This window comes from Priestia megaterium (assembly GCF_023824195.1).
Taxonomy (GTDB): domain Bacteria; phylum Bacillota; class Bacilli; order Bacillales; family Bacillaceae_H; genus Priestia; species Priestia megaterium_D.
Window position 1 is genome coordinate 2,177,063 of record NZ_CP085442.1, and the last position, 14,231, is coordinate 2,191,293.

A 14,231-nucleotide genomic window follows, 5' to 3' on the forward strand; every position below is an offset into this window, starting at 1 on the left:
AAAACCACAAAAATTCAGAATGTTATTGATGATGTTTTCTTATAATGATTTTTTAGCTTATTATATTTTTAAAAAAGGAAGGAATGTCCCGTGATTATAATTAAGCCTCTAAGCCAGTGTTCTTTTTCTGATGCACTACAAGCATTCAATAAGGGTTTTGAAGATTATTATCTTCCGATTGAGCTGTCACTAGATCAATTCACTTATAGGTTTGGTTTGGATCAGCTGTCTGTGGACCATTCTTTTGTCGCTTTTTATAATGAAGCACCAGCTGGAATTATGTTAAATGGAATAAAAAAGTTCAAAGGAAAAAAACATGCTTGGAATGGAGGTACAAGCGTAGCATTCCCTTACCGAAAAATGGGGATTGGTGAAGCTTTGCTAAAAGCCACACTGGAGAGATATCAACAGCAAGGAGTAGCGGAAGCCAGTCTGGAAGCATTTAAAGTGAATGAAAAAGCCATTCACCTTTATCAGAAATACGGATATGAGATTGTAGATACGCTTTTATTTCTAAAGCATAGAGGTAGTTTTCACGCTCCTTTATCTAAAAAGAAGAATCCGTTTACGTATTTGCTAAAGCGAAAGGCTGCAAAAGATATTCAGAACCTATCTTTTTATACATATGATGTTCCGTGGAAAAATCAATTTGACTGTATTCAAGATGGAGAATCGTTTATTGCGTTAAATGAAAGAAACGAAGAAGTTGGCTATCTATTGTTTCAAAAGAATTTTTCTTCCATAGGCATCGTAAATTCCGTTACTTTTTATCAAGGAGGCGTTAAGGAACATATCTCAAATCAAGAGGAAGTTCTGAACTTTTTATTGATATCCATTTTTAATATGTATGGACCAATTGCTTACAATACATATAATATACCTGCAAAAAGGAATAGCTTACTTGTGAAAATATTAAAATCATTTGGCTTTCAAGATTTATATACAGCTGAAGGAATCAAACTTGAGCAGGTGTTTATGAAAAAATACCTTTAAAAAGCGGCCACGGGCCGCTTTTATTGCATTTCTGTAATAGGATGTACATCAAAAAACTGATCAATTTTTTCTTGTTGCCCTTCGTATTTTGTTTTCCATACTTGATTCACGTCACTATAATTCCGCAGATCTATTCCGTAGAAGTCGGTTAACTCTTTTCGAGTAATCGTGATGGTCTGAGGAACGGTCGTATTAATAGTAAAGTGAACGCTGTCAATACTTTGTACGGCAGAAAGTAAAATGGTTGCGTTATGTAAAAGTGTGCGTTTGGTTTTAACAGACGTCCAGCTTTTTTCAAACGTATGCTGATTATTTGTTGCAGCGTAGTTAATTGCTAAGTAGTAAGGTTTTTGCGCATTTTGAAAGGTTATACCTTTCAAATAAACATGTCCCGGAAGTTTATTTGTAATTTTCTCTATTGAAGTCTCATGTTTTAAAGAAGTATGGTGAATAGAAGAAGCAGAGACTCTTTCAGCAGAAAGATTATTATGAGGCGCATAGGCACATCCTGATAGGCAAGTGAGTACAGAGCAAATTGTAAGAGAAGCATATATTTTTTTCATCATTGTAACTCCTTTTATTTATATCTATTTGTAAAGACGAAAGACCTATATTTTTTGTTTCATAAAAAATATAAGTTTATTCATTAAAAAGACATATAATCCAAAATAATAGAAGTTAATAACCCTAATGAAGCAATAAAACCGATCACAGGACCACCTTCTTCAAAAGCTTCCGGCAACATCGTAGAAGCCGCCATTGCAATAATTCCTCCACCGGCGAATGAGGCAATAAAACCCATCATGTTTGGGGTAGCGTCTTGAAGAAATAGGTATCCAATCCAAGAGCAAAGAGCTGATATAAAAAAAACGGAAAGCCATAATGAAAAAATTTTCTTTTGGTTGTATTGACTTTTTAGTAGTCCGCTTGTCCCGGAGATTCCTTCGGGTATATTGCTTATAAAAATAGATACAACAAGCAGCCAGCTAACGTGGTGCTGTTCAATCAGACTTGCGCCAATCATAAGTGACTCAGGTATAGCATCCATAATGGTACCTATAAAGATGGCTAGTCCCGAGCTAGCGGGAGCAAGGTGGTTAGAACGTTTTCTTTTGTGAGCGCCTTTTTTAGCTAAGGACATGTCAAGAATAGTAAAAAGTCCTGCGCCAGTTAAGAAGCCTGAAGAAGCAGCAATAATCCCCGCTTCTTTTACCGAATCTTGAATAAGCTCATAGGCAGCAGCTCCTAACAAAACGCCTGTGCCAAAAGCCATAATATAAGCAGTCAACTGTTTTTTTAAAGGTACAAAGGTAGCTATAATAGCGCCGATTAATACAGCTGAGCCTGAGACACCACCCCACATAAGGGCATCTATCACATGAGATCCCTACTTTCTTACGTACTTACTTGTAGTGTAACCATCTCTATGATTATTATGAAACAAGATAAATGAACTAAAAAAATGGGAAAAAATCACTTATTTAGACCTTGAATAAAATAAGTCTTCGGTATAATTGACAAAATTTTCTGTCTATGTCCGTTGAAAGTGCAAAACCCTTGTGATAGGCTTATCAAAAGATAAAAGATGGAAAAAAATTCTTTTATCTATAGTCGATTAAAACCTTACCGAGTTTTACTTTTAAACGAAAGAAGGAAGACGAAATGAACCCAAAAGCAGTGAAAAGAGAAAATCGTTATGCTAACTTAATTCCTATGCAAGAAATTAAATCCGTTGAACAGCAGCTTTACCCATTTGATATTTATAACAGTCTGCGTCAGGAGGCACCTATTCGTTACGATGAAAGCCGAAACTGCTGGGATGTATTTGATTATGAAACAGTAAAGTATATTTTAAAAAACCCGTCGCTTTTTTCATCCAAACGAGCAATGGAAGAACGTCAAGAAAGTATCTTAATGATGGATCCTCCAAAACACACAAAATTACGAAACTTAGTGAATAAAGCTTTTACGCCAAGAGCTATTCAGCACTTGGAGGGTCATATTGAAGAGATTGCAGATTATTTATTAGATGAAGTAAGCAGCAAAAAAAAGTTTGATATAGTAGAAGACTTGGCTGGACCACTGCCGATTATTGTAATAGCAGAGCTACTGGGAGTACCAATACAAGACCGAGCACTGTTTAAAAAGTACTCCGATGACTTAGTGAGCGGTGCTGAAAATAATTCAGACGAAGCTTTTGCGAAAATGATGCAAAAGCGTAATGAAGGCGTGATTTTTTTGCAAGGGTATTTTAAAGAAATTATCGCCGAGCGTCAGAAAAATAAACAAGAAGATCTTATTTCGCTGCTTTTAGAAGCAGAAATTGACGGTGAGCAATTAACAGAAGAGGAAGTACTGGGGTTTTGTATTTTATTGCTAGTAGCAGGCAATGAAACAACAACAAACTTAATTACGAACGGAGTCCGGTATATGACAGAAGACGTAGACGTGCAGAATGAAGTTCGTCAAGACATATCGCTAGTGCCGAACCTGGTGGAAGAAACGCTTCGCTATTATCCTCCTATTCAAGCGATTGGACGCATAGCTGCTGAAGATGTAGAACTTGGAGAGTGTAAGATTAAAAAAGGGCAGCAGGTAATTAGCTGGGCAGCAAGTGCAAATAGAGATTCAGCTAAGTTTGAACGCCCTAACACTTTTGTAGTGCATCGTAAAACGAATCCTCACGTAAGCTTTGGATTTGGCATCCATTTTTGCTTAGGAGCACCGCTAGCAAGAATGGAAGGGAAAATTGCTTTTGCTAAATTACTAAAAAAAGGGGAATTTCGTAAAGTTCAGAATCAGTCTTTAAAGCCAATAGATAGCCCTTTTGTTTTTGGCGTAAAAAAATATGAAATTGCTTTTAATAACGCTTGAAAAGCGAGCGCAAATTATGCGCTTGCTTTTTAGCGTTCAGTGTTCCATTTTTGGCCCTCTGAAGGGGACGTGTAGGTGTCCATTGAAGAGATAAGCTGTTCGGGAGTATCAGAAATGTTGATTAGACGAATAGCAGAATCCGTAGAAAACCCTTCATCTACGGCATGCTGAACCATTTGCATAAGCGGGTTGTAGTAGCCGTTCACATTTAATAACCCTACTGGTTTTTTATGTATACCAATTTGAGCCCAGCAAAGAGCTTCAAACAATTCTTCAAATGTCCCGAAACCTCCAGGAAGTGCAATATAACCATCAGCTAGCTCGTGCATAGTTGCTTTTCGCTCATGCATGCTCTCTACTTCGATGAGTTCTGTCAGCGCGGTATGAACAATTTCACCGCTAAACAAACCGCGGGGCATAATACCGATGACTTCGCCTCCATGCTGAAGCATTTCATTTGCGACTTCTCCCATCAGACCCATTCGTGAGCCTCCGTAAATCAGCCGGTAGTTTTTCTGGGCCATGTAGCGTCCTAGCGAGACGGCGGCCTCTTTATATTCTGTTTTTATTCCAGCGCTTGATCCTGCAAACACACAAATTGATTTCAATTGCTTCACTCCTTTGTTTCTTCTCTATATAAGTCTTTTCTGTTTATGAAGAACAAATTCCTTCTTAATAATTTATGAATTTTCACAATGTCATCGCTTGATTATTCTAAAAACTTTGCTTATAATCAAAGCGAAACGTCTGTTTGAAAGCGTTATCTATTGCTTTTCTTTTGATGGAAAAGAGAGTAGGTATAGATCTACTTGTAAGATAAGTAGATAACATGGACTTATGAGAAATTTGACTGTTTTAAACGCTTCATTTAGTAAGCATACGTACTTGCAGGATTAGGACAAGGGGGATATGGGGATATGCTGAATAATTTAATACGCACATTAATGGTACAAACGCCGACCGTACCGGGAAACTTAGGAAGAGTAGCAACAGCTATCGGAAATGTTGGAGGAGACATTGGCGAGGTTGAAACCGTTAAAGTAGGACATAACTACACCATGAGAAGCATTACGGTTCAAGTAGAAAGTGAAGACCAGCTTGAGGAATTGCTTGAAGCGGTTCGCAGTTTAGAAGGTATTACTTTACATACAGTATCAGATGAAGTTCTTCACGCGCATGAAGGCGGTAAAATTCAAATGAAAAGCAAAATGAAAATTGAGTCGATTGCTGACTTAAGAAGAGTGTATACACCAGGTGTAGCAAACGTTTGCCGTGCTATTCAAGAACAGCCCGACAAAGCTAAAATTTATACGAGCATTGGAAACACGGTTGCGATTGTAACGGATGGTACCGCTATACTAGGATTAGGAAATATTGGTCCAGTTGCAGGAATGCCCGTTATGGAAGGAAAAGCTGCGTTATTTGATCAACTTGCCAATGTAAACGCTATCCCCATTTTGTTGAATGTAAATGAGCCGGAAGAAATCATTCAAACGGTTAAAAATATTTCACCGGGATTTGGCGGTATTTTACTAGAAGATATAGGGTCGCCTCACTGCTTTGAAATTGAAGAACGTTTAAAAGAAGAGCTCGATATTCCAGTTATGCATGATGATCAACACGGAACAGCAGTTGTGACGCTAGCAGCAGCTATCTCAGCTTGTCGCAGCACAGGTGTGAATTTGAAAGAAGCAAAAGTAGGGCAGATTGGCTTAGGAGCAGCCGGTATCGCTACTTGCAGAATGTTCATGGCTTACGGTGTCAAACAGGTGATAGGAGCTGATAAGTCTCCTGAAGCGAATGAGCGCTTAGTCAGCTACGGTGGAAAAGTAGCGGATTCGTTAGAAGAGCTTATGGAGAACTGTGATATTGTTATTGCGACAACAGGTGTACCTGGCCTAATACAAAAAGAATGGATCCGAAAAGGGCAAATCATTCTAGCACTTTCTAATCCAAAGCCAGAAATTGAACCTGAAGATGCTCTTGAAGCAGGAGCTATTTACGCTACTGACGGAAGGTCAGTGAATAATGTACTTGGCTTCCCAGGTATTTTCAGAGGAGTGTTAAATGCGGGGGTGCGCGATATTACGCATACGATGCTTTTAGCTGCAGCTGAAGCCATTGCGAATTCAACGCGTCCAGGCGATTTAGTTCCTCACCCTCTTAATCTAGCTGTACATGAAGCAGTATCTGAAGCAGTTGAAAGAGCGGCTGTTGTACACGGAGAGAAAGACGGCGTTTATCGATAACAAACAAGGCTGCCTCGAAATAGGCAGCCTTGTTTGTTTTTTATCAAAAAATAATAAGAAAATAGCAAACTATGAAACTTTTTTCCTTTTTTAACGTAATATAGTAATAGAGATAGCAAAAAAGGTAGAGAAAGGAGTTTTTATGGAGTTTGAACATTTAAAGGGCAAATTGCCCCTCGAGGCTAAAAAAGCGATGCGCTGGCAATCCATTTTTACGCATAGCCTGTGGCTTCTTGCAACAGCGGGTTATTTTCTACTCGTTCATTTTTTTGATTGGTGGTCAATTATTGGATGGATATCAGCTGGACTATTAGTCGTGAGCTTTATCATATATACAATTATAGCTCCAAATGTATATATGAATGTATATTCATATGAAGTAACAGATACTCAAATTGATGTACAAAGAGGGCTATTCATCTGGTATCATACGAAAATTCCGCTTGTGAAAGTGCAGCACGTTGAAACTTTGACAGGGCCGATTTTTCGAAAATTTGACTTGGCATCTGTTAAAATCATCACAGCAGCCGGAAGCGTCGAAATTCCTGCACTTGTACAAAGAGATGCTGAAGCACTGCGAGAGTATATTGCTAGACTAGCAGAGGTAGATGATGAAGATGAGTAAGCGGCTGCATCCGCTATATATTGCAATAGCATTTATTGAACATATAAAAAATAATATCCTGCCTTTTGTGTTTGTATTTATTGTCAATCGGCACCTGTTGTTTACATATTGGTGGGCAACGCTATTAGCGGGAGGCGTAGTCGCTTTATTTGCTTTTTTTACTTGGAGGGAATTTCGTTATGAAGTAACGGAAACGGAAGTGCGTCTGTATAAAGGGATTTTAAAAAAAGAAAAACGATTTATTCAACGAAATCGCATTCAATCGATTCAGTTAGATCAGCCGTTTGTTTTTAGAATTCTTCGCTTAGCCCGGCTTCGTATTGACACGGCCAGCAGTGGTACGGATGCTGAAATTGATTTATCTGGTATTTCACTAAAAGAAGCGCACCATCTTAAAGATACGTTAAAGCTGTCAGGAAGTCAGCCGGAAATAAGGGAAAAAAGTCCTGAACGTACGATGAAAGTTTCGGTGAAACAGCTGGCGTTAGCTGCTGCGTTTTCCGGGAATTTTGGCTATATATTTGCTGCTCTTGGTTTTCTCTATCAGTATATTGATACGTATATCAACCGCTGGGTGAAGACAGCTTACGAAGAAGTGATTCACCAATCGATGCTTGGTTTAGTTGTATTAGTGGCTGTAATTGTGGTGTTTGCTTATTTGCTGTCTATCGTTTTATATGTGATACGATTTGGCGGTTTTACAGTGGAACGCTACGATCATTATCTACATATTAAATACGGACTGTTAAATAAGAAATCCCTTACGATTCCTTTTCATAAAATACAGGCTGTTACGATAGAGGAAGGGTTGGTTCGACGCTTATTTGGATGGTCTGCCGTTTCGTTAAACGTCGTAACCTCTGATTTAAAAGAAAAAGTTTATTTGCACCCGTTTATCCAGCAAAAAGAGATTTCAGCATTAATGAACGTATATGTGCCGCACTATGAATATATAAAGTGTCCAAGAAATACAGCTATTCAATATGCATGGTACCCATTACTAGTACCGCTCTTGTTATTTGCAGCGGCAGGGATTGGCATCAGTTTTTGGAAATCACTGTTTGTGTGGGTTATTGCCATGCTATGCCTCGCATACGTACTTATTCACTGGTTGGGCTATCGCCAAGGCGGCTTGATGATGAACGATGTATTTGTCAGTATTCGATCGCAGTTTTTAACACGAAAAACAACGATTATTAGAAGAAAGAAAGTGGAAGAAATTGAGGTGTTTGCAGGCACCTTTTTATGGAAAAAAGGATACCGGAAAGTGAAAATTTCAACTATGGGTACAAGCGGCAGCTATAAGTCGGGATATTTTCCATTTGAGATTTGGCATCCTATCTTTCTGCGAGCTGCTTCGTCTAAAAAGGCATGAAGAACATCATTGTTCTCCATGCCTTTTGACGTTATTTATTCTTTAACTTTTTTCCTTGCTCGTAATAACGATTCATCACATCAGCAGGCACCATACTTCCTCCAGTTGACCATACAAGGTGAGTAGCTTTTGACATATCGTTTTCTAGTCCTTGCGCTTGTATATAGGAAGATCCGCTTTCCATCAGGTGAAGAGGCCCTTGTAAACCAGCCGCTGCTGAAGGTTCTATATACATATTTTCACGATTGGCTAGCTCATAAATAAATCGGAAAAGCTGATCATCTTCTACGGTATAAATTCCACTAATAAGCGATTTTATCGTTTCGCCCACAAAGCTAGATGGCCTTCCTACAGCTAGTCCATCGGCAGCTGTTACGTTATCAAGTCCAATATCCGTAACGGAAATGCCATCATGCAGCTCGGTCATTAAGCCAAGCAGCATGCAAGGAGAGTGAGTAGGTTCAGCAAAAAAGCAGTGAACGTGATCACCGTATATTGCTTTTAATCCAAACGTAATACCGCCAGGACCCCCGCCTACTCCGCAAGGTAAATAGACAAATAAAGGGTGTTCGGCGTCTACTTGAATCCGCAGCTCGGCTAGCTGCTTTTCCAAATGTAAAGCAGCCACGGAATAACCAAGAAATAAATCTCTAGACTGCTCATCGTCAATAAAATGACAGGTAGGGTCTGCTTCGGCTTGCTTTCGTCCTTCTTCCACGGCTTTTCCGTAGTCAGACTGATATTCAATAACGGTTACACCTTTAGAACGAAGCAGATCTTTTTTCCATTTTTTAGCGTCCGCTGACATATGGACAGTGACATTAAAGCCGAGAGTGGCGCTCATAATACCAATGCTTAAACCTAAATTACCGGTAGATCCTACTGCAATAGAATAAGAAGAAAATAACTTTTTACATCGTTCTTCCGTTAGAAGAGCGTAGCTGTCTTCCTCCGTAAGCAGTCCTTCTTTGATAGCAAGACTTTCAGCAAATTTTAATACTTCATAAATGCCGCCTCTTGCTTTAATAGAACCTGATATGGGAAGGTCATGATCGCATTTCATCAGTAATTTTCCTTGCAACTTGTTATTCATTTGTTGATTTAAATAGTCTTTCATATATGTAATTTCTTGAAGAGGTGATTCAATTATTCCTTGTGATGCTTTCAGCTCCGGAAAAGCGATTTGAAGAAAAGAAGAAAAGCGAGAAAGTCGCTCTTTTGCATCTTTTATATCTTTGGTATGTAAAGAAAGAGACGAAAGTGCTTTTTGAGCAGGTTTTATATAAGGATTTATCCAAAGTATTTCCTGTTTATTGATTAAAGGTGTTAATAAAGGATATTCACGCATCCATGTAGCAAGGGGTTTTTGGTGAAATAAATGTGTTGTCATAAAGGCTCCTTTCGCAATATGTTATTTCCTTTATACGTATAGTATCAAGAATAGGAGAAGTTGAAAATGAAAATATCAAAAAGCAGAAAGCACATTTTAACCACCTCTTGTATACTAATAAAGATAATCTATACAACTGCATAGAAAAAAAGGAGAGGAATTCATGGCATTTTCAGGAGATGATAGCAGATGTCCTATCTGCGGAGAAAAAAATAACTGTGCTTCTATACAAGGCAGAGAAATAGAAAAGTGTTGGTGCATGCAGAAAGTTTTTACTCCTGATCTGTTTAAACAAATTCCTTTAGAAAGCAGAGGAAAAGCATGTGTATGTGTCAAATGCGTTGGGAGACAGAAGAAAGAAGGTGAGGATTAACTTGAAAAAAGGAATTATTTCATACGGTGAGGCATTTATTGATTTTATCGCGAAAAACGAATCTAACACTAGCTTTGACCCTTTTTTAGGAGGCACAACCGTTAATGTAGCAGTCGGAGTTCAGAAGTTAGGAGCAAAAGCATATTATATCTGCAAGTTAGGCAGTGATGAAACAAGTGATTTTGTAAGAAAGAAACTTTTAAGTGAAGGAGTAAATCAAAGCGGCTGTGTAATATCGGAGACTAAAAAAGTTTGTGAAGTGTATGTACATAAAAGTAAAGAAGGAGATCGTTACTTCCATTCCTACATAGATTCTACACCTCATGAGCAAGTGTATAAACATGAGCTGCGGGAATCTTTATTTGAGGAGGCAGCGATTTTTTATTTTGGATCAGGTACGTTGTTTCAGCCGATTTCTCAGGAAACTACAAAAGAAGCTGTGAAGCTCGCAAAAAAACATCGTATGCTTGTAGCTTTTGATCCAAATCTTCGAATGAAAAGATGGAAAAGTGAAGAAGCATGTAGAAATATCGTGACACCGTTTTTGTACGAAACAGACATTTTGAAAATCTCTCAAGATGAGCTTCTATTTTTGATGAATTCAGCAGACCTGACAGAAAGTCTAGAAAAACTGAGAGCGTATCATGTTCCGTACGTATGGGTCACTCAAGGAGAAAACGGCGCAGTAGTCGTTACTGCAAATCAAACGCTGCATGTGAGTGCAAAAGAAGTGCAGGCGATAGACACGACGGGAGCGGGTGATGCATTTATGGCAGGCATTTTATGGTGTGTTCACATAAAAGGGTTACCTGAAAGTGAGGAGTCACGGAAGCAGTACACAATGTTTACTAATGCGTTAGGTGGAGCAGTTTCGGCAAGGTACGGAGGAATGATTTCGCTTAAAGCAAAAGATGTATCTAGTATAAAAGCAGGTAGCTGATAGCTACCTGCTTTTGAAAGTTTATTATTTGAAAAATGACAGTATAATCATAAGGGCAAAAATAATCGTAAGGTGGTTCAATGAGAACACAAACATTAAAGTGGCCCATTTTGTATCTTCTAATTTTTTAAATCCAACAATCCCAAGAAGCATCCACACTAGTGTTAAACCGAACATTGTAAATGCGATAATTTTACTAAACGATAAAAATAAGAAAGATGCCGCTAGTAAAATAACTAGGTATACAAGGGTTTGGACTTTGGAACGACGGATACCTTTTACTACAGGAAGCATTGGTACACCTGCGGCTTTATATTCCTCAAGTCTTCTAATCGCAATAGCGTAGAAGTGAGGAGGCTGCCATAAAAACATAAATACAAACAATCCAATTGCTACCGGATGAAATAAGTCTGGTGAAATAGCGGCCCAGCCAATGATTGGAGGCATAGCTCCAGAAATACTTCCGACTTCGGTATTATAAATGGTTGTACGTTTTGTAAGCATAGTATAAGGCACTACATAAAAGAAAAATCCTAAAATACCCATGATCGCGGCCATGTTAGAAACTAAAAATAAAATACCTACACCGATAACAAATAAAGCCAGTCCTAACCATAGAGCAAATTTAGGGTTGACCGCTCCTGTTACCGTCGGTCTGTCTTTCGTACGTTTCATGATCGCATCAATATCACGGTCATAGAAGTTATTAACTGCCCCAGCTCCTCCTACGACAAAGGATGTCCCAATTAAAGCCAAAATAATGATAGGAATTTGTGTCACAAAGCTTAAGTCATTAACAGCAATTGCGAGACAAAGCCCGGCAACCATTCCTAGTGAGTTCGATTTAATAATCCCAGTTTTTATAATAGCACTGATTACTTCCCGGGAAAAATACTGATTGATAGGAAGTGATTCCTTTGTGATAACTTCGGTATTTTTCACAGCAATTCTCCTTTTTGAGCTTATTCTTGCATGAATAAACCTAATCTTTATTAATCAACTAAACTATTTTAACAAAAAAATATCGTAATTACATCAAGGTTGCTCGTAAAATTTGTTAACATTCCTTGAACTTTTTAAAAAAACAAAGAATAATGTCGAATTACCAATTAAAAATAAGTACATCCTTTATTATAAGATAAAAATGGAATGCTTAAAAATGAAAATTTTGACTATCTGGTGAACTTTTAACGAGCAAGAAACTCGAACTTAATCGTACCATATTTATTGGTAATTGCAATCACATAGTATGTGATGAAAGAAAAGATGTGGTACATTAAAGAAAGGACTAATAAGTTTATTTACTATGTCTTATTCACAAGGAGGATATATGATGCCAGATAAATATGCTAGCTTCTCTGAACTTGCCTCTTATGAAGTATACAACCAAGACTACAAAATTCAGTTTGAAATCAGACCTTCTAACATTATTATGCTTGCGATACACGGCGGAGGTATCGAAACTGGAACATCCGAACTTGCTGTTGGCCTAGCAGGAAACGAATACTCGTACTATATATTTGAAGGGTTAAAGAAATCAGGAAATGCCGACCTTCATATCACATCCACTCATTTTGATGAACCTCATGCGCTAACTATTATATCGAAAGAAGACTATGCAGTATCTTTTCATGGATACAATGATAAAAGTGAAAAACACACTAAAATCGGCGGTGCTGACAAAACGTTAAGGTCCAAAATACATGAAGCGCTTGTTTCCAAAGGTTTTAGTACAGAAATTTTATCAGATCAAGACCCTTTTTCCGGTACAAGCCCTAGAAATATAACCAATAAAACAGCTAGGCGGATGGGTGTGCAAATTGAGATAAGTAAAGCGCAAAGAGAAGCTTTTTTTGCAACTAACACGAGAAATGAACGTAAAAATTCTAAAACCCAGGAATTTTTTGAGTATATATCAGCTATTAGAAGTGCATTTCCTCTTAGATAAATCAGATACGTTTAGTATTTATTAAACAGGTTAGATTTATTACGGACATGTTTGTGGTATACATATAGTAACTACATATACTGGAGGAGATAATCATGAAAACATTTGACCAAGAAGATACCCTAGAACGTCTCAAAGCCTCTTATCGATATTTAAAAAGCGTAGACGTACGGGGAATCAGCACATTAGATGATCAAAAACGAGCAGAAGCTGTGCAGTTAATCGAAGAGATTGGTCTTAAAATATCAGAAATGCGTGTGAAAGTAGAGTGAGAAAAAAGAGAAGGACATCTGTCCTTCTTTCTCTTTTTCAACAACTATAAACAGGAGATTGACCATGAATGAGCAATATTATGACGCTTTATTAAATATAAAAACAACGGGAGAACAAAAGGGATTTAATGATTCATTTCATTACCATCGTTATGAACCCACGCCTTATAGTGCATTAGAAACACTTTTCACTCAGTATGAGCTAACAAGCAGCGATAGAATTGTTGACTTCGGGTGTGGAAAAGGAAGGCTGAATTTTTATGTGAACTACCTATGCAATGCCACCGCTGTAGGGGTAGAAATGAACGAGCACTTTTATGAGCAGGCCATAGATAATCAGAGGCGCTATTTAAAAAAAGCCAAGGGCCGCAAACATCATATTCATTTTCAGTGTTGTTTAGCCCAGAAATATAAGATTCATCCACTAGACAACTGCTTTTATTTTTTTAATCCTTTTTCAGTTCAAATTTTTATCCAAGTAGTGAACAATATTTTGCTTTCGTGGGAAGAGAATAAGCGCGAGATTGATTTGATTTTATATTATAGTTCGGAGGATTATCTTCATCATCTCGAAAAACACCCTTCTTTCATTTTAAAAGAAGAAGTAATGCTGCCAGAGTTGGATCGTAAAAACCCATATGAACGGTTTTTGATTTATAAAGTAGCTTATTAAGACGACTTATTTACTATTTGATAAAGCTGTATCGTGCTGGTTCTATTTAACAAATCAGCAGGGGCTGAAAAAAGACCTGCTGATTTTATTTATAACTTTTTAGAAATTAAAGCATAACACTTTATTATGTAAGCGCTTTCTGTTATAATAAAACTAGGTTGGATAGCATGCGTGGCTATCGGTGTACTCAGCGCAGGCGGGGCTAGTACAGAAGGAGAAGGCTACATACAAGTTAATAAACATTTAGTGGATAGAAATAAGAAGTCTCAAAAACAAATTTATTAATTTGTATGCTAAATCGTAAATTAACAAAAACGGCATTTATGATAAGGTTTTAGAGAAAAGAACTCAGCATATACTGTAAAAGCAATTTTTTTACTCTAAACAAGGGTGAAGAAATTGCTTATTTATTTTTAAATAAGTGCACAGCTTTTCAGATTTGTTTTGAGATATCTAGCGTTAGTGTATAATAGTAACAAGTACGAAAAAGTTGACATTGTTAATTGATTAAAGGGGATT

15 protein-coding genes are annotated in these 14,231 nt (G+C 37.6%); 10 read left to right on the plus strand and 5 right to left on the minus strand.

All coding sequences use genetic code 11. The features are described from left to right. Positions 1-90: 90 nt before the first annotated feature. Positions 91-993 (plus strand): GNAT family N-acetyltransferase, encoded by a 903-nt coding sequence (locus LIS78_RS10980; protein ID WP_195780244.1) that lies wholly within the window; start codon positions 91-93, stop codon positions 991-993. 20 nt (positions 994-1,013) lie between these two features. Here the strand turns inward: LIS78_RS10980 and LIS78_RS10985 are convergent, their stop codons facing one another. Together LIS78_RS10985 and LIS78_RS10990 are read right to left on the minus strand one after the other, a co-directional pair. After that, positions 1,014-1,556: a DUF4825 domain-containing protein gene (locus LIS78_RS10985; protein WP_252285154.1), complete on the minus strand. Its 543-nt coding sequence runs from the start codon at positions 1,554-1,556 to the stop codon at positions 1,014-1,016. A gap of 83 nt (positions 1,557-1,639) precedes the next feature. Next, on the minus strand, positions 1,640-2,371 hold the full coding sequence (locus LIS78_RS10990) for a ZIP family metal transporter (RefSeq protein ID WP_209151573.1): 732 nt from the start codon (positions 2,369-2,371) through the stop codon (positions 1,640-1,642). 284 nt (positions 2,372-2,655) lie between these two features. Here LIS78_RS10990 and LIS78_RS10995 point away from each other — a divergent pair, with 284 nt between their 5' ends. Beyond that, positions 2,656-3,867 (plus strand): cytochrome P450, encoded by a 1,212-nt coding sequence (locus tag LIS78_RS10995; RefSeq protein WP_195780241.1) that lies wholly within the window; start codon positions 2,656-2,658, stop codon positions 3,865-3,867. A gap of 29 nt (positions 3,868-3,896) precedes the next feature. On the opposite strand, the gene LIS78_RS11000 is transcribed toward LIS78_RS10995, so the two are convergent. After that, complete coding sequence (locus LIS78_RS11000; protein ID WP_057273072.1) at positions 3,897-4,475, minus strand: LOG family protein; 579 nt, start codon at positions 4,473-4,475, stop codon at positions 3,897-3,899. Positions 4,476-4,784: 309 nt separating this feature from the next. On the opposite strand from LIS78_RS11000, the gene LIS78_RS11005 reads away from it, so the two are divergent. The 3 genes from LIS78_RS11005 (at position 4,785) to LIS78_RS11015 (ending at position 8,116) form a co-directional block, all read left to right on the plus strand. Beyond that, entirely contained in the window at positions 4,785-6,116 is a 1,332-nt protein-coding gene (locus tag LIS78_RS11005; RefSeq protein WP_252285155.1) for an NAD-dependent malic enzyme, read from the plus strand. 142 nt (positions 6,117-6,258) lie between these two features. After that, positions 6,259-6,741 carry a PH domain-containing protein gene (locus LIS78_RS11010; protein ID WP_013056785.1) on the plus strand — a complete coding sequence of 161 codons (483 nt, stop codon included), beginning with the start codon at positions 6,259-6,261 and terminating at the stop codon, positions 6,739-6,741. Then, positions 6,734-8,116, plus strand: coding sequence for a PH domain-containing protein (locus tag LIS78_RS11015; protein WP_229754437.1), 1,383 nt, complete (start codon positions 6,734-6,736; stop codon positions 8,114-8,116). Before LIS78_RS11010 ends, LIS78_RS11015 begins: the two co-directional genes overlap by 8 nt. A 31-nt stretch (positions 8,117-8,147) precedes the next feature. Here the strand turns inward: LIS78_RS11015 and dsdA are convergent, their stop codons facing one another. Then, the gene (gene dsdA / locus LIS78_RS11020) at positions 8,148-9,506 is read right to left on the minus strand and encodes a D-serine ammonia-lyase (RefSeq protein WP_252285156.1); all 1,359 of its coding nucleotides are present in this window, start codon (positions 9,504-9,506) and stop codon (positions 8,148-8,150) included. Between the two features lie 163 nt (positions 9,507-9,669). On the opposite strand from dsdA, the gene LIS78_RS11025 reads away from it, so the two are divergent. Both LIS78_RS11025 and LIS78_RS11030 read left to right on the plus strand, forming a co-directional pair. Continuing rightward, positions 9,670-9,879: a cysteine-rich CWC family protein gene (locus LIS78_RS11025; protein ID WP_195780237.1), complete on the plus strand. Its 210-nt coding sequence runs from the start codon at positions 9,670-9,672 to the stop codon at positions 9,877-9,879. Position 9,880: 1 nt separating this feature from the next. Next, positions 9,881-10,819: a carbohydrate kinase family protein gene (locus LIS78_RS11030; protein ID WP_252285157.1), complete on the plus strand. Its 939-nt coding sequence runs from the start codon at positions 9,881-9,883 to the stop codon at positions 10,817-10,819. A gap of 24 nt (positions 10,820-10,843) precedes the next feature. Here LIS78_RS11030 and cyoE read toward each other — a convergent pair whose 3' ends face one another. Then, the gene (gene cyoE, locus LIS78_RS11035) at positions 10,844-11,761 is read right to left on the minus strand and encodes a heme o synthase (RefSeq protein WP_013056789.1); all 918 of its coding nucleotides are present in this window, start codon (positions 11,759-11,761) and stop codon (positions 10,844-10,846) included. Between the two features lie 391 nt (positions 11,762-12,152). On the opposite strand from cyoE, the gene LIS78_RS11040 reads away from it, so the two are divergent. The 3 genes from LIS78_RS11040 (at position 12,153) to LIS78_RS11050 (ending at position 13,712) form a co-directional block, all read left to right on the plus strand. Continuing rightward, entirely contained in the window at positions 12,153-12,767 is a 615-nt protein-coding gene (locus tag LIS78_RS11040; RefSeq protein WP_229754436.1) for a poly-gamma-glutamate hydrolase family protein, read from the plus strand. 95 nt (positions 12,768-12,862) lie between these two features. After that, positions 12,863-13,039, plus strand: coding sequence for a hypothetical protein (locus LIS78_RS11045; protein ID WP_013056791.1), 177 nt, complete (start codon positions 12,863-12,865; stop codon positions 13,037-13,039). A 64-nt stretch (positions 13,040-13,103) separates the two neighbouring features. Beyond that, positions 13,104-13,712, plus strand: coding sequence for a methyltransferase (locus tag LIS78_RS11050; RefSeq protein ID WP_195780234.1), 609 nt, complete (start codon positions 13,104-13,106; stop codon positions 13,710-13,712). Positions 13,713-14,231: the final 519 nt, after the last annotated feature.